This window comes from Lapillicoccus sp., from assembly GCF_039935575.1.
Lineage (GTDB): Bacteria > Actinomycetota > Actinomycetes > Actinomycetales > Dermatophilaceae > Lapillicoccus.
The window spans coordinates 1-23,184 of sequence record NZ_JBDTKA010000139.1; the positions used below are offsets into that span (position 1 = coordinate 1).

The 23,184-nt window shown below is 70.3% G+C and carries 15 protein-coding genes; 10 read left to right on the top strand and 5 right to left on the bottom strand.

The annotated features are described in order from the left end of the window. The first annotated feature begins 191 nt into the window (after positions 1 to 191). Positions 192 to 1,526, top strand: coding sequence for a hypothetical protein (locus tag ABI385_RS16445; protein ID WP_348104840.1), 1,335 nt, complete (start codon positions 192 to 194; stop codon positions 1,524 to 1,526). Next, positions 1,523 to 2,392 (top strand): sulfotransferase, encoded by an 870-nt coding sequence (locus tag ABI385_RS16450; RefSeq protein WP_348104841.1) that lies wholly within the window; start codon positions 1,523 to 1,525, stop codon positions 2,390 to 2,392. The genes ABI385_RS16445 and ABI385_RS16450 overlap by 4 nt, the downstream gene beginning before the upstream one ends. A gap of 45 nt (positions 2,393 to 2,437) precedes the next feature. Here ABI385_RS16450 and ABI385_RS16455 read toward each other — a convergent pair whose 3' ends face one another. From ABI385_RS16455 to cysC, 3 genes are all read right to left on the bottom strand, one after another. After that, entirely contained in the window at positions 2,438 to 3,781 is a 1,344-nt protein-coding gene (locus tag ABI385_RS16455; RefSeq protein WP_348104842.1) for a hypothetical protein, read from the bottom strand. A gap of 336 nt (positions 3,782 to 4,117) precedes the next feature. Beyond that, a complete protein-coding gene (locus ABI385_RS16460) occupies positions 4,118 to 5,065 on the bottom strand; it encodes a sulfite exporter TauE/SafE family protein (RefSeq protein WP_348104843.1) in 948 nt (315 codons plus the stop codon). Then, complete coding sequence (cysC, locus tag ABI385_RS16465) at positions 5,062 to 6,321, bottom strand: adenylyl-sulfate kinase (RefSeq protein ID WP_348104844.1); 1,260 nt, start codon at positions 6,319 to 6,321, stop codon at positions 5,062 to 5,064. The genes ABI385_RS16460 and cysC overlap by 4 nt, the downstream gene beginning before the upstream one ends. A gap of 175 nt (positions 6,322 to 6,496) precedes the next feature. Here cysC and ABI385_RS16470 point away from each other — a divergent pair, with 175 nt between their 5' ends. The 8 genes from ABI385_RS16470 (at position 6,497) to ABI385_RS16505 (ending at position 16,733) form a co-directional block, all read left to right on the top strand. Beyond that, complete coding sequence (locus tag ABI385_RS16470) at positions 6,497 to 7,432, top strand: hypothetical protein (protein WP_348104845.1); 936 nt, start codon at positions 6,497 to 6,499, stop codon at positions 7,430 to 7,432. Positions 7,433 to 7,632: 200 nt separating this feature from the next. Next, the gene (mfd, locus tag ABI385_RS16475) at positions 7,633 to 11,343 is read left to right on the top strand and encodes a transcription-repair coupling factor (protein ID WP_407068295.1); all 3,711 of its coding nucleotides are present in this window, start codon (positions 7,633 to 7,635) and stop codon (positions 11,341 to 11,343) included. Positions 11,344 to 11,398: 55 nt separating this feature from the next. Then, positions 11,399 to 12,019 carry a hypothetical protein gene (locus ABI385_RS16480; protein ID WP_348104846.1) on the top strand — a complete coding sequence of 207 codons (621 nt, stop codon included), beginning with the start codon at positions 11,399 to 11,401 and terminating at the stop codon, positions 12,017 to 12,019. A gap of 10 nt (positions 12,020 to 12,029) precedes the next feature. Next, complete coding sequence (locus ABI385_RS16485; RefSeq protein ID WP_348104847.1) at positions 12,030 to 13,115, top strand: MazG family protein; 1,086 nt, start codon at positions 12,030 to 12,032, stop codon at positions 13,113 to 13,115. An 89-nt stretch (positions 13,116 to 13,204) separates the two neighbouring features. Further along, positions 13,205 to 14,497, top strand: a complete 1,293-nt coding sequence (gene eno / locus ABI385_RS16490) for a phosphopyruvate hydratase (RefSeq protein WP_348104848.1) — start codon at positions 13,205 to 13,207, stop codon at positions 14,495 to 14,497. A gap of 344 nt (positions 14,498 to 14,841) precedes the next feature. Next, positions 14,842 to 15,240, top strand: coding sequence for a septum formation initiator family protein (locus ABI385_RS16495; RefSeq protein ID WP_348104849.1), 399 nt, complete (start codon positions 14,842 to 14,844; stop codon positions 15,238 to 15,240). Between the two features lie 7 nt (positions 15,241 to 15,247). After that, positions 15,248 to 15,772, top strand: coding sequence for a DUF501 domain-containing protein (locus ABI385_RS16500; protein WP_348104850.1), 525 nt, complete (start codon positions 15,248 to 15,250; stop codon positions 15,770 to 15,772). A gap of 1 nt (position 15,773) precedes the next feature. After that, positions 15,774 to 16,733 (top strand): exopolyphosphatase, encoded by a 960-nt coding sequence (locus ABI385_RS16505; RefSeq protein WP_348104885.1) that lies wholly within the window; start codon positions 15,774 to 15,776, stop codon positions 16,731 to 16,733. A gap of 109 nt (positions 16,734 to 16,842) precedes the next feature. Here ABI385_RS16505 and ABI385_RS16510 read toward each other — a convergent pair whose 3' ends face one another. Together ABI385_RS16510 and ABI385_RS16515 are read right to left on the bottom strand one after the other, a co-directional pair. After that, entirely contained in the window at positions 16,843 to 17,325 is a 483-nt protein-coding gene (locus tag ABI385_RS16510) for a DUF2510 domain-containing protein (RefSeq protein WP_348104851.1), read from the bottom strand. A 104-nt stretch (positions 17,326 to 17,429) separates the two neighbouring features. Beyond that, entirely contained in the window at positions 17,430 to 23,048 is a 5,619-nt protein-coding gene (locus tag ABI385_RS16515) for a carboxyl transferase domain-containing protein (protein WP_348104852.1), read from the bottom strand. Positions 23,049 to 23,184 lie beyond the last annotated feature (136 nt).

Here is a 23,184-nt window from a genome sequence, read left to right on the forward strand (position 1 = left end):
CCCCAGCCCCAGCCCCCGCCCCAGCTCCGGCACCGGCTCCCGCCCCGGCCCGAGCTCCGGCGGCGGCCCCGGCTCCGGCGGCGGACCCGCCTCCCGCGGCCGCCACGACTGCACCGACACCGACACCGACGCCCACGCCACCTCCGGTTCCGGCCCCGGCCCCGGTGAACGGTGTCACCCTGACCCGCAACGTGTCCCAGACGGATACGAACGGGACGGGTCGACGCGACGCTGGCGACCAGCTGAGCTACGCCTACGTCGTCCACAACACCGGCAACACCGATCTACACGACGTGGTCGTGAGCGACCCGAGCGCCACAGCGGCGGTGAGCTGCCCACGGACGACGCTCGTCGCCGGGGCGACCCTGAACTGCACCTCGGTGTCACGGCTCACCCAGGCCGACCTGGACGCCACCTCCGTGACGCGCGCGGCCGCTTCAGTGACCGCACACGACCCGGCGTCAGCGTCGGTGAGCGCCTCGTCGGCGCCCAGCAGCCCTGTGCTGCGCGAGATCGTCGGACTCAACGCAACCCAGTGGTTCAGCCTGGCGCGCGACCGCAACCAGAACGGTCGCGTCGACGCGGGTGACGCCGTCGTGTTCCGGATGGCAGTGGTCAACAGTGGCAACGTCAGCGTCCACGGGATCGCCGTGAGCGACAGCCTGCTCGCTCGCTACGGCCTGACCATGTCCTGCTCGCCGACCGCGCTCAGTCCCGGCCAGAAAACCTCGTGTGTCTCCCCGACGTTCACCGTGACGAACTCCGCTGCGGTGCGCGGCGTGCTGGTCAACTGGGCCACCCCGAGCGCGGTGAGCGCACGAGGCACCTCCTTCGTCAGCGCAACGACCAACGTCACCTTCCCCGTGGGTGTCAAGTCCACGACGACCGATGTCCCGGGCGGCACCACGACCACCACCACCACCACCGGTGTCACGCCGACCCCGCGGACGATCCGCAAGATGACACTCACCCAGTTCCGGCTCTCGTACGACGATGTCAACGGCAACGGCGCGTTCACGGCCGGGGAGACCTTCAAGCTCGGGTTCACCGCTGCTAACACCGGCAACACGACTCTCTACGGTCTCACCATCGTCGACGACCGCCTCGTCAAGAGCAAGACCGCTGTCACCTGCGCGACGACCACCCTGGCGCCGGGTGCGAGCACCACCTGTCAGAGCGACGCGATCTCCATCACGGACTTTCAAGGCAAGGTCGACGCCGGCTACGGCACCAGCTTCGCCTATGCGACCGCCCGGGACGCGGCCAACGTGGCGGTGCGCAGCAACTCCACGCAGCTCTACCAGGGGTACTTCATCAGCGACATCCGGACCACGGCGCTGCCTGTTACCGGCTCACAGTCGCAGGTGGTCGTCACGAGCGGCCTGGGACTGGTCGGAGCCGGCGGGCTCGTGTTCCTGCTCTCGCGCATGTCTCCTCGGCTCCTGCGTCGTACGCGACCTGAGGTCGGCGAGTCCGGCAAGCTAACAGGCGAGTCCGGCAAGCCGACAACAGGGCCGGCGGTATGACGGCCGGGCCCACCGACGCCCGGCGCCGAGGCCAGACAGGCGACGTCTTGACCGTCGACCCCAGCCGGCTGGTCTTCGTCGGCGGCCTGCACCGTAGCGGGACCACCCCGTTGGCTCGCGCTCTGGCTGAGCATCCGGACGTCAGCGGCCTTTCGGCCACTGACGTCAAGGAGGACGAGGGCCAGCATCTGCAGAGCGTCTACCCTCAGGCCAAGGTCTACGGAGGGCCGGGACGGTTCGCGCTCGACGCTCGGTCGCACCTCACCGAGGCATCTGCGCTGGCCAGCCCCGGGACCGCCGAGCGCCTGGTGGAGGCGTGGGCACCTTACTGGGACCTCGACCGTCGCCTGCTTGTGGAGAAGTCGCCCCCGAACCTGGTGATGGGCCGGTTCCTGCAGGCCGTCTTCCCGGGGTCGGCCATGATCGTCGTCCTGCGGCATCCGGTGATCGTCGCCCTGTCGACGGTCAAGTGGAGAAAGCTGCTCTCTCGCAACTTCCAGAACTTCACCTCGTTGGACACCATGCTGGCCCACTGGGTCGCCGCCCACCGCACGTTCCTCCAGGACTCGCCCCGTATCGAACGCCTTGTCGTCCTGCGCTACGAAGATCTGGTCAGCGACCCCACACGGGTCTTGCAGCCGGTTCAGGATCTGCTGGGACTGGACACGCCGGTCCCCATCAGCAGCCTGCGGCCCAGCCACAGCGGCACCTACGAGGCGACCTGGGCCTCAATGGCGACCTCGCCGTTACGCCGACGCCAGCGAGCGGCCCTGGTCGAGCGCTACTCGGAGGTCGTCGCCGACTTCGGCTACGACATGAACGACGTGCACGCCCTGGGCCCCCTGGCGCTGCCAGCCACCGGCTGAGAGCGTCGCGCGAGCCCAGGGCGTCATTGCCCTGCGAGCGCCTGCCTACCTGCGGTTCGTCAGGTCAATGCGGGGGAGGCTCGCGCTGAGCTGCCGGTAGGCGGCCTGGCCCGCCGCCGTCGTATCGATGGCGTCGGTGCCCAACGGGTGGTTCTTGGTGTTGAAGTAGAGCATGGCCTTGATGGCGGGGAACTGAGCCAGCTGCTGGCGCACCTTGTCGTAGAAGACGGCCTGCTGACCGGGCTCCGCCTTGGAATACCAGACGCCCCATTCGGAGATCATCAGCGGCTTGCCCGGGTGGTTCCTGGTCGCCCAGTTATACCAACCCGGCCAGCTGCCCTTGGTCCGGTTGACCATGTTGGTGAAGTCGCCGCTGTTGGAACCACTGGCCCGGCCGTTGTTGTAGGAGTCGGTGGCGATCCAGTCGATGACGTCGTCACCGGGGTACATGCTCGGCCACCAGGACTGGACGGCGTAGGCCGGATAGCCCTGGAAGATCTGGACGAACACGGCGTTCGCGGCGCCCTGCGCCTTCAGCCGGGTGATGACGTGTCGCGACATCGCGTTGTAGTCAGAAGCCGTCATGCCCGAACCGGCGGCCGGCTGGACGTAGTGCTCGCCCTCGGCCCAGACCGCGATGAACAGCTTGCCGGGGAAGGACTTGATGTTCTGCGCAGCCTGGTCGATCCGTGCGTCGGCCTTGCCCTGTGCCACCGCCGCCCAGCTCATGTCCAGCGCCGGACGCCAGTTGAGCAGCAGGAGACGCGGGTTCTTGGGATCTAGCGCGATCTGACGCTCGTACGCCGTCGGGAAGACCTGACCGTTGGTGTGGTACCCGTGGTAGATGTCCATCGGACGGCCCATCTGGCTCTCGAACGTCAGGACGTTCTTCATCCGGTCCCCGCCACCGAAGGCCAGCGGAGCCGAGCCCCAGAGGACACCGCACGTCGGCACCAGCTTGGCGGCCAGCGTGCAGCTGGTCGCCGCGGGAGCCGCACTCGAGGCGGCGTCGGGGGCGGCTGCGATCGGGCCGGCACCAAGGTCGGCTGCCGCCGGGATGGGTGCCGGGTCCGAGATGGTAGTGGGGTCAGCCGAGTCGTCGACGGGGGTGGGAACGGCGGAACCGTCGACCGCAGCAGCGTCACCAGCGTCAGAGGTACCGCCGGCAGCGGCTGAAGCCGCACCTCCCACCGCCGACGTGGAGCCGCTCCACGATTCGGCGCCGTTCAGGTAGGGGCTCGCCTGGGTCGACGCGGCACCGACCACGAGGGCGATGGCCAGGCCGGCGCCGAGGAGGCCGGCCCGGCGGACGGTGCGTGTATGGCGACGGGACGAGCGGGAGATCGATCTCGGGGCGGGGCATGGGGTATCACGGACCGGATGGGTCACGGGGTCTCCTAGAGGGTGGATTCGCACGCGATCGGGGTGACCCAACCTGCCCCCTGGCGGGTGGACGCGCGCAGGGAGGACCATGACACACGAGGATCAGTTACTGACTAGTAACGAGGCATCCATTTCCCTTTTGCGTGCGGTTTCAGGATACGAATCCCCGGTGATCCCACCTGGTGAGACGCAATGACGTCGCCGCCGAACGTGACAAGACCGCGACCACCGAGCGACTCTCGAGTGACTCTTGCGTGACGGGAGCGTGATCCGCGGCGACGACAACCCCCCCGGGGACAGGTCCTCGGGGGGGTATTGATGCAAGGCTCGCCGCCTCCCTCCTCAGCTGGACGTCGGCACCTTGTCGGGGGCCATCGTGCGGCCACGGGCCAGCGCGGGGAGACCGTGGGCACGTCGGACCAGGATCCACACGGGCGGACCGACGAGGAGGGCGATCAGGAGCAGTAGCCCGGTCATCGGGGTGGAGATGCCCAGGAGCTTGAGACCGGAGGCGAGCAGCACGAACGCCAAGGCCCGGCGAACGATCCCACCGGGTGCGCGCGAGGACAGCTGGGCGCCGATCCACACCCCGGGAACCGAGCCCAGCAACAGGGAGACGGTCAGGTCGAGGTGGAAGTCACCGAAGAGCAGGTGACCGAATGCTGCTGACGCGACGAGCGGCACCGCCTGCAGGAGGTCGGTGCCGACCAGTTGGCTCGCCTTCAGCGTCGGATAGAGGGCCATGAGCGCGATGATGATAAGTGAGCCGGACCCCACCGACGTCAGGCCCACCACCAGGCCGCCAACCATGCCGACGAGGACGGTGGGGACGACGCGGACGGCGACCTTGGGCGCGTCCTGCGGCAGCGGTTTCGCGCTCCCGTCGAGGTTGCGCGCGCGTTCGGCCAGGCGCAGGTAGGCGCGCACGATCAGCCCGGTGGACGCCAACAGCAGTGCGACGCCCAACGAGATCTGGATCCAGTGCTGGACCTCGTCAGAGGTGCCCAGGGCCTTGAGGATCAGAACCCCCCCGAAGGCGGCCGGGATCGAGCCGACGCAGAGCCACTTGACCAGCTCGAGGTTGACGGTGCCGCGCCGCAGATGGACGAACGAGCCCACCGGCTTCATGACGGCAGCGGCGACGAGGTCGCTCGACACCGCGGCCAGGGGTGGGATGCCGAAGAAGAGGACGAGGACCGGCGTCATCAGGGCACCGCCGCCCATGCCCGTCAGGCCCACGACGATCCCGATGCCGAGTGAGGCGAGGGTGAGGAGCGGGTCGATGTTCATGAGGTGAGGTAACCCTTTCGGATGAGGGCGTCGAGCACCTCGGTCAGACACTCCTGGAGTGGCCGACCCGTGGTGTCAATGGTGAGGTCGGCATCCGTTGGCGACTCATAGGGGGAGGAGATGCCGGTGAACTCAGGGATCTCACCGGCTCGAGCACGCGCATACAGGCCCTTGCGGTCCCGTCGTTCGCACTCTTCGAGCGGAGTCGAGATGTGGACGAGGACGAAGTCCCCGAACTGCTCGACCATCTCGCGCACTGCCTGACGGGTGGCGGCGAACGGGGCGATGGGGGCGCATACGGCCATGCCGTGGTGGTGCGCGATCTCCGCGGCCACGTAGCCGATTCGCCGGATGTTGAGGTCGCGGGCGGCCCGGTCGAAGCCGAGGCCACTGGACAACATGTGGCGTACGACGTCGCCGTCGAGCAGCGTGACGGCCCGTTCGCCCGTGTGCTCGAGGTGGGCGACGAGCGCATCCGCGATGCTCGACTTCCCCGACCCCGACAGGCCGGTGAAGAACACGACCACACCTCTCTCGGTGGGGGGTGGGCGCCAGGTCAGGAGGGCTGCTGCCACGGGTTCGTCGAGGTCGTCGGTGTTTGTTCCCCGGTCCACGAGAGCTCGGGCTCGGACCCAGCGCTCGTCCTGCGCCCACAGCACCTCGAGCGGGGATCCGGCCGCCTCTGCGATGGACTTGACCAGCTCGACATCGCTTGCTGCGTCTCGCCACGCCACGGGGACCGAGACCACGTCCACCTCTCGCCCGGCGAGCAGGCCCAGCACCCCCCGTCGCAGCACCTGAGCAGGCAAGCCGTCGGGCGTTGGTCGCGTCGGGACCAGAATCTGCACACACATGTCGGCGGCTGCGTCGAGCCACTCGTCCAGCTCACCGAGCAGCGGTGGACGCTGGAGCAGCACGGTTCGACCGGGGAAGGCTGTCCACGAGGGGCCCGGGACGGCTGGGCCGAGATGCTCGACCGTGCCGCCCGCCCGGTACGCGGGTGCGTCCTGCGGGCTGTCGTCAGCGGCTGCGAGCTGGCCCAGTGTCACCTCGCGCAACAGCGCCACCGGGAGCAGCGTCTTGTCGGTGAGGACCAGCTCGCCCGCGGCTTCCACGGCGCCGAGGTCCGACGCGGGAACGATCACGGCGACGCCCTCGGGCGCCGACTCGCCGAGGCGTCCGCCGAGGACGGACCAGGGAAGGCTCACTCCGGCCCGGACCAGCTCGAGGTCCGCGGCGGACGTGGCGTCCAGCACGAGCTGTCGTGCCCCAGCAGTCGACACTGCGCGTTCACCCCTTTGACGTGCTGTCCCCGGTAGGTCTCCGCGGTCCCGCACCGCAGTGGGGTCAAGTGTCGCTGCTGGAGGGGTGGCCTGTCCGTGTTTCCCGGCAATTGACGCCTCGACTCGTCCTTCGCGGCAGAGTGGTCCCATGGTGTGGGAGCGACCCGGCGTCGCCGAGCGTCCGGTGCCTCGAGGCGAGGTGGCCCGAGGTCCCGCGGGGCGCAGCAGCACCGTCTCGGCTGGCGGGATGGCGCTCGTCCTCCTGGCGGTGCCTGTTGTCGTGCTCTTGTCCGGGGAGATGGTCGGCCGGCGCTGGCACGGGCTGCGCTTCGACGACCCGTTCGTCGACCGCACCGCCATTGCCAAGGTGGCGGAGGTGGTGCTCACCGACGTCGCCAAACCTGCCCTTGTGGTCGCGAGTCTGGCGCTGGTGGTGTGGTGCCTGAAGCGCCGGTCTCGCCGAACGGCCGTCATCGTCGGCGTGACCATCCTGGTCAGCAACGTGACGGTGCAGGTGGTCAAGCACTCGCCCGTCGACCCGGGTGGGGCGCTGGCCCGGCTCGGGCCGCTCAGCGGCCATGCCGCACTGGCGGGGGCCCTTTGCTGCGGCGCGCTGCTCGTCGTGCCGCTCGGGCGCCTGTTCGCCGCCGCCGCGGCCGTCTGCACCCTGCTGGCGGCGATCTGCCTGGGCGTCATGGCAATGGGCTGGCACGACCCGGAAGAGGTGTTGGCCCCGGTGCTGATCTGCCTCGGCTGGGCGATGGTCGCCTGGCCACAGCTGCCCCGCGACCGACCATCGGCCAGCGGGAGTGAGTCCCCTCGAGCTGCGCTGAGGTACCCGGCCGCGGCACTCGTCGTCCTCGGCGCCGTCCTGATGGCGATAGGGATGGTGGCAGGGTCGAGCCCCGGTTATCCAGCAGACCTGGTCGATGCAGGTATGGACTCGGCCGCGGTGTTCGTCGTCGGCGGCTCGTTCCTGACGGTCGGCGCACTCGTCGGTATGCGGGCCGCGTGGTCCCAACCGGCCGCACCGGCCGCACCGGCCCGAACCGGCCCGAACAGCCCTGTCACCCCGAAGCCGTAGGCTGAGGGGAGGAACCCGCCCCCGACCTCGGAGCGGGTCTGCCGTGCTGTCCCGACCAGGATCGGCATGCTCTTTCGACCGGTTGGACCCCTGCCATGACTCCTCCCAGGACCTCTCCCATCACCCCTTTCTCGTCCCGTACTTCGGCCGCACCCCCCACGTCCGTGCAGCCGTCCGTGCAGCCGTCCGTGCAGCCGTCCGTGCCGCTCACGGGTCCGGCCCGACGGGCCGCGCCCGACTCCACCTCCCCCCGGCTCGCCACGGTCACCAGGATGTGGGGCGCGACGTCTGGTGTCGGACAGGTGCTCGAGAGCGCCCGGACCCGGCTGCCGTTCGTCGATGTCGCCGTCAGTGCCGGTGCCCGGGCCCCGCTCACGGCGATCCTGTCGGCGGCCCGCGAGCCAGGAGCGGGCCCCGTCCTGCTGGTCGCGGCGACCACCCGCGAGGCCGAAGACCTCGAGCAGGCGCTCGCCTGCTTCTTGTCCCCGGACGTCGTCGCGACCTTCCCCAGCTGGGAGACGCTGCCCCACGAGCGGCTTAGTCCCCGCAGCGACACGGTCGGTCGCCGGCTGGCCGTGCTACGGCGGCTGGCTCACCCGGATCCCGACGACCCGGCATACGGACCGCTCTCGGTAGTCGTTGCCCCGGTCCGGGCCGTGCTCCAGCCGATCGCCCGAGGGCTGGGCGATCTTGCTCCTGTGTCGCTGCGCGTCGGCGACGAACAACCCCTGGAGGACGTCGTCGAGGCGCTCGCCGCGGCGGCGTACACCCGGACCGACCTGGTCGAACGCCGCGGTGAGTTCGCGGTGCGCGGCGGCATCCTCGACGTCTTCCCGCCCACCGAGGAGCACCCGCTGCGGGTCGAGTTCTGGGGCGACACGGTCGAGGAGGTCCGCTGGTTCAAGGTCGCCGACCAGCGCAGCCTCGAGCTCGCCACGCACGGGCTGTGGGCGCCGCCGTGCCGCGAGCTGCTGTTGACCGAGCAGGTGCGCCAGCGCGCTCGGACGCTCACGGCCGAGCTCCCGGGCGTCGGCGACATGCTCGCCAGGGTCGCCGAGGGGATCGCGGTCGAGGGGATGGAGTCGTTGACCCCGGCCCTGCTGGAGGGCTCTGGGGGCATGGAGTCACTGTTCGACGTGCTGCCGGCACGCTCCCTCGTGCTGCTGAGCGACCCGGAGCGGGTTCGCACCCGGGCCCACGACCTGGTCGCCACGAGCGCTGAGTTCCTTGAGGCGAGCTGGGTCGGCGCTGCGGCTGGGAGTGCGGTGCCGGTCGACCTGCAGGGCGTTCTCGGCACCGCCTCGTTCTGGACGTTGGCGCGGGCCCGCGAGTACGCCCGGGAGGTCGGTCTGCCCTGGTGGTCGATGACCGGGTTCGCGAGTGATGCGGAGCTCGCCCAGTTCACCGACGGGTCCGACGGGTCCGACGGGTCCGACGGGTCCGAACGGATCAACCTGGCGACCTCCGACGTCGAGCCGTTCCGGGGGGACACCGAAGCGGCCGTTGCCCAGCTGCGCGTCTGGGTGACCGACGGTTGGCGCGTCGTCGTCGTCACCGACGGGGCTGGCCTGGCGCGCCGGGTGCACGAGGTGCTCGGCGAGCACGAGGTCGCTTCCACCCTCGACCCGCTTGACCCGTCAGCCGCTGACATCGCGACCGGGCTCGTACACATCACAACCGGCTCGCTCGGGCGCGGGTTCGTCGACCCGGCCAACCGGCTCGTGGTCGTCAGCGAGACGGACCTCACCGGACAGCCCGGGTCGACAGGGACCAAGGACATGCGCCGTATGCCGTCGCGTCGTCGGGGGCAGGTCGACCCCCTCCAGCTGCGGCCCGGCGATCACGTCGTGCACGAGCAGCACGGGGTCGGTCGGTTCGTGGAGATGATGCAGCGCACCGTCGGTGGCGCGACCCGCGAGTACCTCGTCATCGAGTACGCCCCCGGCAAGCGGGGACAACCGGGCGACCGGTTGTTCGTCCCCACCGACCAGCTCGACCAGATCACGAAGTACGTCGGTGGCGAGTCGCCGACCCTGAACAAGCTCGGCGGGTCGGACTGGCACAAGACCAAGGCGCGGGCGCGCCGCTACGTCAGGCAGATCGCGGCCGACCTGATCCGCCTCTACAGCGCCCGGATGGCGACGACCGGTCACGCGTTCGGTCCCGACACCCCGTGGCAGCGCGAGCTGGAGGACGCGTTCGCCTACGTCGAGACGCCCGACCAGCTCTCCTCGATCGACGAGGTCAAGCAGGACATGGAGCGGGAGGTCCCGATGGACCGCCTGATCTGCGGCGACGTCGGTTATGGCAAGACGGAGATCGCGGTGCGCGCGGCGTTCAAGGCGATCCAGGACGGCAAGCAGGTCGCCGTCCTCGTGCCGACCACGTTGCTCGTCACACAGCACTTCAACACGTTCACCGAGCGATATGCGCCGTTCCCGGTCACGGTCAAGCCGCTCAGCCGGTTCCAGTCCGACAAGGAGGCCAAGGAGGTGCTCGCAGGTCTCGCCGACGGGCGGGTCGACCTGGTCATCGGCACGCACCGGCTGCTCGGCAAGGACGTCACGTTCAAGGACCTCGGGCTCGTCGTCGTCGACGAGGAGCAGCGCTTCGGCGTCGAGCACAAGGAACAGCTGAAGACCCTGCGCACCGCGGTCGATGTGCTGGCGATGTCGGCGACCCCGATTCCGCGAACACTTGAGATGGCTGTCACCGGCATACGTGAGATGTCAACTCTCGCAACGCCTCCCGAGGAGCGACACCCGGTCCTCACGTATGTCGGGGGCTATGAGGAGAAGCAGATCATCGCGGCCGTCCGGCGCGAGCTGCTGCGAGAGGGCCAGGTCTTCTTCGTCCACAACAAGGTGAGCTCGATCGAGAAGGCCGCCGCCCGGCTGCGCGAGCTGGTGCCGGAAGCACGCATTGCCACGGCCCACGGGCAGATGGGTGAGCACCGGCTCGAGCAGGTGGTGCTCGACTTCTGGGAGAACCGGTTCGACGTGCTGGTCTGCACCACGATCGTCGAGACCGGCCTGGACATCTCCAACGCCAACACCCTGATCGTCGAGCGGTCCGACGTGCTCGGCCTCAGCCAGCTGCACCAGCTGCGCGGGCGGGTGGGTCGCGGGCGGGAGCGCGCCTACGCCTACTTCCTCTACCCGCCGGAGAAGCCGCTCACCGAGACGGCGCACGACCGGTTGACGACGATCGCCAGCCATGCCGACCTCGGCGCCGGCATGCAGGTCGCCATGAAGGACCTGGAGATTCGCGGCGCGGGAAACCTGCTCGGCGGCGAGCAGTCCGGCCACATCGAGGGAGTCGGGTTCGACCTGTATGTGCGGCTCGTCGGCGAGGCTGTCGCGGACTTCAAGGGCGAGGACCACACCGCCTTCGCCGAGATCAAGATCGAGCTCCCGGTCGACGCGCACCTGCCACATGACTACGTTCCGGGCGAACGGCTGCGGCTCGAGGCGTACAAGAAGCTCGCGGCGGTGCTCGACGAGGCGGCCGTCGTCGAGATCGCGGAGGAGCTGCGCGACCGCTACGGCGCGCCGCCCGAGGCGGCCGAGAACCTGCTGGAGGTCGCCCGGTTGCGTACGGTGGCCCGCCGGGCTGGGGTCGGCGACATCGCCGTGCAGGGGAACGTGGTCCGGTTCGGGCCGGTGGAGCTGCGCGAGAGCCAGCAGCTGCGGTTGCAACGTCTGTACCCCGGGTCGATCGTCAAGGAGTCGCTCAGGACGATCCTCGTACCCAAGCCGATGACGGCCAGGGTCGGCGGCCAGCCCCTGCGCGACCACGCGGTGCTGGGCTGGGCCGCCGACCTGATGCGCGCCGTGCTGCTCGACGGTGTCGGGGATGCGGCCCGGGTGGCCGAGGTGACCCGAGCGACTGGAGCGACAGCGGTCCGGTGAGGTGTCCCGCTAGTGCAGAATGGGGGCCGCCCCACTCCCGCGAGAGGACCACCGCATGCCCGCCCGACGTCTGTTGATCCCGACGCGACCGATGGCGGTCGGTGCAGCGCTGCTCGCCGCCGCGGCGCTCTCGCTGGGCGGCTGCTCGACCCTCGAGAAGGCGCAGTCGGCCGCGATCGTCAACGGCGTCTCTATCCCGAGCTCGGAGGTGGGCCAGGCGACGGCACAGCTCAACCGGAGCCTGGTGACCGACCCCAGCAAGCAGATCCCCGAGGCTCAGGTGGTCAACCTCCTGGTCCTGTCCAAGGTCGTGCTGCCCCTGAGCGGGCAGCCGGGGTTCTGGGTACCTGACGCGCAGTACAACGCACTGCTCGCCAAGCTTCCCGACGCATCTCAGAGCAGTAGGGACGTCGTCGCGACGAGCCTGTTCTTCAACCAGCTGCAGAACTCGGGCACCGATGCTGAGATCGCGGTCGTCAAGAAAGCTGTCCAGAAGGCGACGATCGAGCTGGACCCACGGTTCGGCACCTTCGACGCCGCGTCGTTGGGCCCGCTTCCGCTGGTCAACAACTGGATCAAGCCCACCCCATCGGCGACCGCATCCTCGACGGCGCCGGCCGAGCCACCGGGCCAGGCGCCCGCCGACACCTCGACCGACTCTCCGACGGGGCAGTGACGGCCACCGCGTGGCCGGACGACTCACCCTCCTGCTCACCAGCCCCCGGGTCGCGCCCGGGCTGCTGAGCCGCGCCGCCTGGGTGGCACTGAGCGAGGCGGGCCTGGTCGTCGGGTATGCCGACGAGCCGCAGGCTCTCGCGGTGCGCGAGTCGGGGATCGCGGTGACCGACGTCGCGGACCTCGCCGAGGTCGGTGAGCTGGAGGTCCCGGTGGCCGGCATCGGCCGGCTGCTGGTCGACCGGGCCCAGGGCATCCACGGGCGCCCGGGCCAGCTGGTCCCGGACCCCGAAGGGTCGCTGGTGGTCTGGCTGGGGTCCTCCGACGGCGACCCGGGGCTGACCGACGTCGTCGCAGCAGAGGTCACCCGTCGCACCGGCGCCCCGGAGGTCGAGGTGCTGCTCGGGTCTCACGACGTTCCCGGTTCCCGGCTGCTCGACCTCGTTGCAGTGATGGACCGGCTCCGCTCGCCGGGCGGGTGCCCGTGGGACGCCGAACAGACGCACGAGTCGCTCGTGAGCTATCTCATCGAGGAGGCCTACGAAGCGGCACAGGCACTGGAGTCCGGCGACCGTCGGCACATGGTCGAGGAGCTGGGCGATGTCCTGCTCCAGGTGGCCTTCCACGCTCGGGTCGGGGAGGAGAACCTCGACGACCCCTTCGACATCGACGACGTGGCGGCCGCGATCGTCGCCAAGCTGGTACGCCGGCACCCGCACGTGTTCGCCGACGCCAGCGCGTCGTCAGCCTCCGAGGTGGAGTCCAGCTGGGAGGCGATCAAGGCAGCCGAACGGGCCGAGCGCGGTGAAGTGCCCGGTGCGGTAGGAGCCGACCTGCTGCACGGCATACCGGTCGCCATGCCGCCGCTGGCGCGCGCAACCAAGATTGTCGGGCGACTGCGTCGAGCTGGCCGGGCCGACCTGCTGGGACCCGACTGGACCGATCGTGAGGAGTCTGACCCCGGGGTGCACCTCCTCCAGCTCGTCGCCTATTTGGAGGCGAAGGGGGTCGACCCGGACTCCGCCCTGCGAGAGGCGCTGCGGACTGTCGAGGCGCGTCTCGGGGAGCGGGTCGCTCCGCCGGACGACGACGGCTGACGACTAGGCTGACCTCGAGGTTGACGAGCCCTTCCGCTGGCCCGTCAGCACCCCGGCACCCCACCAGTCCCTCACCAAGGAGCGCTCCCGTGGCCAGCATCGAGGCAGTCGGCGCCCGCGAGATCCTCGACTCGCGCGGCAACCCCACCATCGAGGTGGAGGTGGCCCTCGACGACGGGACGATCGCCAGGGCGGCCGTGCCGTCCGGCGCCTCGACAGGAGCGTTCGAGGCGGCCGAGCGTCGTGACAACGACAAGGCCCGCTACAACGGCAAGGGTGTCACCGCTGCCGTCGACGCCGTGCTCGACGACATCCACCCCAAGCTGATCGGGTTCGATGCGACGGAGCAGCGGCTCATCGACGCCGAGATGATCCGGCTCGACGCGTCCACGAACAAGGAGAACCTCGGCGCCAACGCGATCCTGGGGGTCTCGCTCGCCGTGGCACGCGCGGCCGCCGACTCCGCCGGCCTCCCGCTGTTCCGCTACATCGGCGGCCCCAACGCGCACGTCCTGCCCGTCCCCATGATGAACATCATCAACGGGGGTGCCCACGCCGAGTCCAACGTGGACGTCCAGGAGTTCATGATCGCGCCGATCGGGGCGCCGTCGTTCAGCGAGGCGCTGCGCTGGGGAGCCGAGGTCTACCACGCCCTCAAGTCGGTGCTGAAGGCGCGAGGTCTCGCGACCGGTCTCGGCGACGAGGGCGGCTTCGCGCCCAACCTCGAGTCGACGCGAGCCGCACTGGACCTCATCCTCGAGGCCATCGAGAAGGCCGGGTATACCCCGGGCACCGATGTCGCGCTCGCACTCGACGCCGCTGCGTCGGAGTTCCACAGCGATGACGGCTACGCGTTCGAGGGTGAGACCCGCACCTCGGAGCAGATGATCGACATCTATGCCGGCCTGCTCGACGACTACCCCTTGGTGTCCATCGAGGACCCGCTCGACGAAGAGGACTGGGACGGCTGGAAGGCCATGACCGCCCGGCTCGGCACTCGCGTCCAGATCGTCGGCGACGACCTGTTCGTCACCAACTCCGAACGGTTGCAGCGCGGGATCACCGAGGGGAGCGCCAACTCGTTGCTCGTCAAGGTCAACCAGATCGGCTCGCTCACCGAGACCCTCGACGCGGTGTCGCTCGCTCAGCGCAGCGGGTACACCTGCATGATCAGCCACCGGTCGGGCGAGACCGAGGACACGACGATCGCCGACCTCGCCGTCGCGACGAACTGCGGCCAGATCAAGAGCGGCGCGCCCGCCCGGTCCGAGCGGGTGGCGAAGTACAACCAGCTGATGCGGATCGAGGAGGAGCTGGACGACGCCGCGGTGTATGCCGGCGTCAGCGCCTTTCCGAGGTTCGCCTCGCGCACGAGCGGCTGACCGCTCGGTCAGCAGACCACCGATAGCAGAAGGGAAAGGGCGCGGCGATGAGTGAGCGGAGCAGCCGAGGCGGCGGTCCCGCTCCTCGTCTGTCCCATGCTCCCCGCGCGGCACGCGCCGCCCGGCCGTCACGGTCAGGCGCACCCAGCGCACCCGGCGCACCCAGCGCACCGGGATCGCCACCGCGCCAGACGCATACGCGTCCCGGAGAGGGCCGGTCCGGTTTGGCGGGCACCCGCTCGACCTCGTCCCGGGCCTCGTCGAGCCGCCCGGCGACAGCCTCGCGTGGCCGGTCCGCCGAATCCGCCGAACCCGCACCCGAGCGCCCGGCCTCGAACGGCTGGGTGCGTGGGGCCATCCTTGCGACGATCCTGGTGATCCTCGCTGTCACCCTCATCCCCACGGCTCGCTCGGTCATCCGTCAGCGGTCGGACATCGCCGCCCTGCAGGAGAAGGTCGTCGACCAGCAGGCCAGCGTCGCCGAGCTGCAGCGGGAGCAGGCCCGCTGGGCCGACCCGGCCTATGTCGAGCAGCAGGCCCGCGAGCGGCTGAAGTTCGTCAAGGTGGGGGACCGTTCCTACAGCGTCATCGATCCGACCGCTGAGCGGCCGGCTGTCCCGTCGTCGGCCGTCGTCGCGGCGCCAGCGGCCGACGCGAACGCCCCCTGGTACGGCCAGGTCTGGCAGTCGATGCTGCTCGCCGACCAGCCGAGCGCCGGGATGGCACCGGTACCCGACAAGTGACCGCGAGATGAGCAGGGTCAGCGACGCTGACCTGGCCGCCGCCTCACGACAGCGCGGACGCCCCATGCGGGGGGTCGTCGAGGTCGCGCACCGCTGTCCCTGCGGTGAGCCGGATGTCGTGCGCACCCAGCCTCGGCTCCCCGAGGGGACGCCGTTCCCGACGACGTACTACGCAACGTGTCCGCGGTTGACCGGGCTCCTCAGCACCCTTGAGACCCGGGGCATGATGAAGTCGATGGAAGAGCAACTGGCCTCGGATCCTGTTCTTGCGCAGCGTTATCGACGCGCCCACGATGACTATCTCGCGCGGCGGGCCGAGCTGGGCTCGGTGCCCGAGGTGGAGGGGATCTCTGCCGGCGGGATGCCCGACCGGGTCAAGTGTCTGCATGTCCTCGTGGCGCACTCTCTCGCCGTCGGTCCCGGTGTGAACCCGCTGGGTGACCAGGCGCTCGCGCTGCTCGGCCCGTGGTGGACTCCGATGAGCTGCGCAGACTCGGCTGTCGACGCACCAGCCGAGGCACCCGGTGAGTGACGTGCTGCGCGTCGGTGCGGTCGACTGCGGCACCAACTCGATCCGGCTGCTGGTGGCCGACGTCGACTCACGCACCGGTGCGCTGCGCGATGTGCTGCGTCGCATGGAGGTCGTTCGACTCGGCTACGGCGTCGACCGCACTGGCCGGATCGACCCTGAGGCGATGGCCAGGACCCTGGCCATGGCGCGTGAGTATGCCGGTCAGTGCTCGGAGCTCGGGGCTACGGGTGTTCGGTTCGTGGCGACCTCGGCCTCCCGGGACGCGTCGAACGCGGACGAGTTCGTCGCCGGTGTCCGGGAGGCGTTCGGCGCCTTCGGGACCGCGCCCGAGGTGGTCAGCGGCGCGCAGGAGGCGGCGCTGTCCTTCCGCGGGGCGACCGGCGACCTCGTCGCGGCCGGGATCGAGGGTCCCTACCTCGTAGTCGACCTCGGTGGGGGCTCGACCGAGTTCGTCCGCGGGACGACCCAGGTCGAGGCCGCTCTGTCCGTCGACATCGGCTGCGTCCGGATGACCGAACGGCACCTCACCACCGACCCGCCGACCAGTCCCGAGATCGCGGCTGCCGTCGCCGACATCGACCAGGAGGTCGACCGGGCCGCTCGCGAGGTCGGGTTCGCCGGAACGCGCACTCTGGTCGGGCTGGCTGGCACCGTCACGACTGTGACCGCGCACACGCTCGGGCTGGAGGCCTACGACCCCGTGCGGATCCACCTCGCCTCGACGTCGGTGCCGGCGACGCGCGAGGCCGCCCACGCCCTGCTTGCCATGACCCGCGCCGAGCGGTCCGCGCTGGGGTTCATGCACCCGGGCCGGGTCGACGTGATCGGCGCCGGGGCACTCGTCTGGGATCGCGTCATCGACCGGGTGGCGCGCGACAGCGGCTGGGGCAACGACCTCACCGTCGTAGCGAGCGAGCACGACATCCTCGACGGGATCGCCCTGTCCCTCGCGACGTCCTGACCGAGTGCCCAGTCCACCGATCCGCGTCAGCCCAACGGATATTCGTTGAGCTGAACAAGATCCGTCGACCTGAGACCGATTGCCCGTCGCTCGACTCGCGAGTCCGCCCTCAGCTGAGGATGCCGTACCTCGCGTTCCATCGCTGAGCTCCCTGGTAGGCGTCGACCATGCCCCAGATCCAGAACGCGAGGATGCCGATGAAGCCGATAAAGACGACGATGAGGAAGAAGCTGACGATGTAGCCACACAGAAGCAGCACCCCCTTGCCGACCTCGCCGTTCATCATCGACCCAAGACCAGGGATGAAGAAGGAGGCCAACAGGGCCAGTCCGGGGCTCTTGGCGGCCACGGCGAGGTGCGGATAGGCGGCGGGGGTGGGAGAGTTCGCCGGATAGCGCGGGTACTCAGGTGGCGTCGCCGGGCGGTCCTGGACCTGAGGCGCCCACGCTCCCGAGCCGCCCGCGTGCGGTTGGCCGTTCGGGGCTGGAGGGGCCATAGGGCGGGTGTGGTTGGTCCACACCCCGCCGTCCCAGTAGCGCAGCTGGGTCCCCTCCGGGTACCACCCGGCCGGTGGGTTGGTCGGCGTAGTCATGTCAGCCCCCGCTGCGTCTCCCGGTTCACCGGGCGTTGGGTCATCGTCCAGCCAACAGCATACGGGCGGGCCTTTACGGGGGAGCCGGAATCAGTGGCCTGCGTTCACGAACCCGCCGACAGGCCTGCCTCCAGCGCGGCGATGATCCTGGGCCGGATCTCCGCAGCCGAGATCACCGCGTCGACCGATCCGACCTTGACGGCCCGGTGGATGCTGTGCACGGCGTCGAACTCGGACGCCACCTGACCCAGCTTCTCGGACCGCACCGCCGTACGCGTCTCGGCAAGGGCGGCGACGAGGCCGGCCCGCTGGCCCCCGGTGGCGGCCGCGACCGCCTGCTCGGCAGCGCGGACCCGTTGGTCGGCGCCGGTGCGTGCGTCCACGTCGGCCGAGAAGACCACCGCGGCTGCGGGCGCCCCCCCGATCACCGACGCGAACGAGCCCTCGACGGCGAGCACCGTCATACGAGGGTTGAGGGCCTTGGAGAAGACAACGAACGCCCCGCCGTGGTAGCGCGACACCACCACGAACACGATCGGCCCGCCGAAGTTGACGATCGCGCGACCGATCTCGGCGCCGTACTCGAGCTGGAGCCCGCGCATCGAGTCGGGCGACCCGTCGAACCCGGAGAGGTTGGCCAGGACCACCAGCGGCCGGTTGCCGCTGGCGGTGTTGATTGCGCGCGCGGCCTTCTTGGACGAGCGGGGAAACAGGGTCCCGGCGGTGTAGACGTCCGGCCCGTCGGTGGGGGGGAAACCGCGACGCGGCACGGACTTGCTCTCGATACCCAACAGCAGCACGGGGAACCCACCGATGTGGGCGTCCTGGACGACCGCCGTCTCGGCGTCGGCCATGCCCGCCCAGCGTTCGAGGGTGCGGTGGTCCTGGTCGGAGACGGCGCGCATCAGGGTGCGGATGTCGAACGCCTTCTTGCGGTCCGGGTTGGTCGCCGAGGAGAAGACGTCGCCGACCGTGGTGAAGTCGCTACCCGGCATCTCGTGCGGGTAGGTGGTGACGTCACGGTCCGCCGGGTCCTCGGTGCGAGCCCGTCGGGGCCCGGCCTCACCAGGGGCGACGTAGGAGTGGTCGTAGTGGGTGAGCAGGATGCGCAGTGCGCCACCGAGGTCGGGAGCCCAGTACTGCGCCTGCCCGTTCGGGCCCATCACCCGGTCGTATCCGCCGATGCCGAAGTTGTCCTCGGCCGACACCCCACCGGAGAAGTCCAACGACTGCTTGCCTGTGAGCACCATCGCGCTGTCCGGCGTCATCACCAGGACGCCCTTGGTGTGCATGAGCATCGTGGCCTCGGCGTTCCAGTACGGCTGCGCCCCGACGTTGATCCCCGCCACGACGACGTTGATCTCATGGCCGGCCTGGGTGAACTCGATGATCCGCTTGAGCGCCTTGGCCACCCAGTCCATGTTCTCGGTGCCTGAGTCCATCGAGATCCGCGCGCCGGCAGACAGGGCGTACCACTCGACGGGCACCCCCAGCTCCTCGGCGAGGTCGAGCGCGGCGATGACGCGCGCACACTCGGCCTCGGCGACCGCCCCGAGGGCCCGGGTCGGGTCACCGCTGAGGACGACGCGGGTGACACCCTGCGGATGCAGACGCGTCCGCGTCGTCACGACTCCGACGATGATGCCCGCCTGGTTCAGGCCCTCTGCGCGGTTCGCGGGCACGAGCCGGGTCACTCCGTATGCCGAGTGCCCGGTCTCGCCCGACTCGTCGAGGTCGTACTCGACGGACGACCCACCTGGACCGGCCACCAGGTCCTGCATCTCGTAGGGGTAGACGGTGCCGCGCCGCCGGGCCCGCAGGACCTTCTGGTGGTAGTCGTCGAGGGGCTTGAGCAGCTCGGTCTCCGGGCCGCCGACGACCGACGCCAGACCGGAGCCGGCCTGGTAGAAGAAGCGCGCCGAGATGGGGGTGGACGTGCCGCCCGGTCCCGCGATCCGCCCGTCGGCGCGGATCTCCTCGATTCCTGCACCGACGGTGAGCGGGGCGATGCTGGTCTGCAGCGCCGTGAGCTGCTGCACCTCGGCGTCGATCGCCGGCCAGACGTGCAGCCAGACGTGGTTCATGTCCAGGCGGGCGCCTTGCGCCCCCCGGGCCGCCCGGGCCCGACGGATCGCCTCGAGGCAGTTGGCGATCGCCCGCTCGACGTGCGGGAGCGAGGTGACCCGCCGCGACTCGTCCCGCACGACACTCAGCTGCCGAACCTGGGCCAGGGCGATCAGCCGCTGGTCGGCGGGGTTGTCCTTGGCCACGGCGTGCAGGAGCAGGACGTCCTCGGGCGCGTCCAGCCGGGTGAGCGTGAACAGCCTCAGCCGCCACAGGTTGAGCCGGCGCCCGACCATCGGGTGGACGCCGCGGACCAGGTCGTCCTCGTACAGCGATGCCTCCGGTCCTGATGCTGCGTCGTCGGTGGCCGGGCGGAACGTGAAGTAGCCGACGGGCCGGGCCGGCCCTGAGCCCACCGCGACCGCCACGCGCCGCACGTGGTGAGGGAAGTCAAGGGCGGTCAGCCGTCTCCGCAGCTCGATGGACGCCTCCTCGGGGTTCTCGGGCTCGTCCGGCCAAGACAGGTAGAGGTCCACGACGCACTCGTGCCCCTCGTCGGCCATCCCGACCTGCTCCACAACGGCGGCCTCGAGGGCGCTGCCCGGCGTCAGCTCGTCGACCCTCCCCACGCTGGAGACGAGATGGGTCGGCCGGTCGTCCAGCAGGTAGTCCGCGATCGCGAAAGGCCGTCCGCCGATACTGGCCGACGTCGGGCCGGTCAGGTCGTAACCCCGGTAGTGCCGTTTGATGAGGACCTCGAGCATCGGCTCGGACCCGTCGAAGTCGCCGTCCAGGCGCTCTAGTAGGAACCGGACGATCTGCTCGGGGATGGCGGCGAGCGCGTCGATCCGCTGGCCGCGGTCGGCCGCCTCGGGGTTCTGGGCGAGGATCTCGACCTGGCGCCGCGCAGCGGCCAGCACCGTTGCTCGTTCGGCGTCGACGTTCGGCTGGTCGAACCACTGGAAACGGACGCTGCGCGCCTGGTCGCCGATGATCGGGAAGCGCAGCTGGGTGGCGAGCACGAGCCGGTCGAGGACCTCGCGGGCCGCGACGGCCAGCGCCGGGTCGGCGGGGCAGCGCTCGGTCATCCAGCGCTGGAGCAGCGACATGACTAGCCGGGCGTCCGGCGCCGACCGCTGCTGAGCGAGAAAGATCCGGAACACCGCGTCGTCGAGCTCGCGGCTGCGGTCGAGCGCGTCGACGCCGTAGTGCCGCAGCACGCGCGTCAGGCGACCGCTGAACTCCTCGGGCAATGCGCCTCGCTCGATGTCGAGGGTCTGCAGGTAGGTGTGGAACCACTCGCGCGGGGAGTGGACGCGGTTCTCGACGTGCCGGTCCGCGCCCGCAGGCCGGTTGCGGCTCAGCTCCGCGAAGTCCGCGAACAAGGACAGCAGGGCTACCTCGCCGTCGACGGGCGCCAGCCCCTCGCGCTCGAGCTCATCGCGCGCCTGCAGGTATGCCGTCAGGCTGCGGCCCTCGTCCTCGGGGTCGAGGTCGTAGCCGAGGAGCATCCCCGCGAGGTCGGTCAGGTGACGTTCCGCCGTCGCCCGCGCGGACCGCCGGGAGCTCGCCTCGGCGGAGGTGCTCGGCAGGTCGAGGTCGTCCCCGCCGGCCGCCGAGCTGGCAGCAGCGGCGGCCGCATCGGCGGCTTCAGCGGCATCTGGGTCCTCGGCGAGGGGCTCGAGGCGTACCAGAGGCGCTCCAGTCTCGACCTGGCTGCCGGTGGAGACGAGCAGCTCCTTCACCGTGGCGGCGAACGGGGCCGGCAGCACCGTCTCCATCTTCATGCTCTCGAGCACCAGCACCGGTGCCCCCGCCGCGACGACCGACCCGACGAGCGCAGGGGTGGCGACCACGAGCGCCGGAGCGGGAGAGCGGACGACCCCGCCCTCGTCGCGGCTCACACGGTGCGTGGTGCCGTCGACCTCCACCAGCTGAACCGGCCCGTGGGTCGCGGTGATGAGGCGGAACCGGTCCCCCCCGATGGTGAGGCGACTGGCATACGAGCCGAGGCGTTCGAGGTCCGCGTCGACCCGGTGCGTGCCGTCGACGACGACGAGGAAACGGTGGGGTCCGGTGCGCGTGACGACGACCTTGTGGGTGGTGCCGCGCAGCTTGAGGTCGACGGCCCGACCGACCTTGTGCTGGACCTGCGGACGGCCGCCGCGCGCGGTCTCGAGCAGCCGGGCGACCTCGACCTGCTCCTCCTCCTCGTATGCCTCGATCCCGGCAGCCACGAGCGCGACCCCGCTGTGCCGGTGCACTACCAGTCGACCCTGCGCACGGACGCGGTCGATCCAGCCGGTGTCGGCCGACCCGTCGACGACCTCAGGCTGGCCCAGCAGGTCGAGGATGAAGCCCTTGTTGGTCGCGCCGCCCTCGATGACGACCGTCGTCTCGGCTACTGCCCGTCGCAGCCGTCCGAGCGCTTCCTTGCGGCTGCGGCCGTAGGCGATGATCTTGGCGATCATCGAGTCGAAGTCAGCCGGGATCGTATCGCCCTCGCCGACGCCGGTGTCCACGCGGACGCCGGGTCCGCAGGGCAGGGTCAACAGGGCGATCCGGCCGGGGGCGGGGGCGAAGTCGCGGTCGGGGTCCTCGGCGTTGAGGCGGGCCTCGACAGCATGCCCACGTTCGGTCGGCTGCGGGCCCTCCAGCCGTCCACCGCCGGCAACGTGCAGCTGGAGCTTGACCAGGTCGGTGTCGGTCGTCAGCTCGGTGATCGGGTGCTCGACCTGGAGACGGGTGTTGACCTCGAGGAACGCGAAGGACCGGCCCTGCGGGTGGTAGAGGAACTCGACGGTGCCCGCCCCGGCGTAGTCGACCGCCAGGGCGAGCCGCTCGGCGCTCGCCTTGAGCTCGCGGGTCTGCTCGTCGGAGAGCACGGGCGAGGCCGACTCCTCGATGACCTTCTGGTTGCGCCGCTGGATGGAGCAGTCCCGGACTCCGAGGGCCCACGCGGTGCCCTGTCCATCAGCGATGACCTGCACCTCGACGTGCCGAGCACCGGTGACCAGGCTCTCCAGGAACACCACGCCGTTACCGAAGGCGCGCTGCGCCTCGTCGCGGGTGCGGGCATACGCGTCGGTCATCTCGGCATCGGAGGCGATCATCCTGATGCCCCGGCCGCCACCGCCGGCCGTGGCCTTGAGCATGACCGGGTACCCGACCGTTTTGGCCGCCGCAACCGCATCCTCGAGCGTGTCGACGGGGCCGCGGCTCCACGGCGCCACCGGGACGCCGACCTCCTCGGCGATCAGCTTCGAGCCGATCTTGTCGCCGAGCCGCCGCATCGCATCCGCGCTCGGCCCGATGAACGTCACGCCGATCCGCTCGCACAGCTCGGCGAAGGCCGGGTCCTCGGCGACGAACCCCCAGCCGACCCAGGCGGCGTCGGCTCCGGTCTCACGCAAGGCGGTCTCGAGAACGGCGTGGTCGAGATAAGGCCGGGCGGAGGCGGGCCCGAGGTTGTAGGCCACGTCGGCCTCGCGGACGAACATCGCCCGCCGCTCACCGTCGGTGTGCAGAGCGACGACCTCAGTTCGCGGACTCCCTTGCGGCCGTTCCGCGTTCAGGTCACGCACCGCGTGGATGAGACGCATCGCCGCCTCGCCGCGGTTGACGACCGCGATCCTGCTGAATGAGGCAGGGAACGTCACGGGAGCCTCCTCGCACCGACGCCAGAGTCCATCAACCGTGAGGCTTTCACACCCGGTGCCTACTTTCGAGTCACCCCTGGAAGAGGCGCGGATCTGGGTCGTCGCTCCGCCTGTTCTGTCTTCGAGCGACCGGACT

Coding starts and splice junctions, on each gene's coding strand:
- ABI385_RS16450 (WP_348104841.1), top strand. CDS start 1,523: ATGACGGCCGGGCCCACCGACGCCCGGCGCCGAGGCCAGACAGGCGAC.
- ABI385_RS16460 (WP_348104843.1), bottom strand. CDS start 5,065: ATGAACATCGACCCGCTCCTCACCCTCGCCTCACTCGGCATCGGGATC.
- ABI385_RS16470 (WP_348104845.1), top strand. CDS start 6,497: ATGGTGTGGGAGCGACCCGGCGTCGCCGAGCGTCCGGTGCCTCGAGGC.
- ABI385_RS16480 (WP_348104846.1), top strand. CDS start 11,399: ATGCCCGCCCGACGTCTGTTGATCCCGACGCGACCGATGGCGGTCGGT.
- ABI385_RS16500 (WP_348104850.1), top strand. CDS start 15,248: ATGAGCAGGGTCAGCGACGCTGACCTGGCCGCCGCCTCACGACAGCGC.
- ABI385_RS16510 (WP_348104851.1), bottom strand. CDS start 17,325: ATGACTACGCCGACCAACCCACCGGCCGGGTGGTACCCGGAGGGGACC.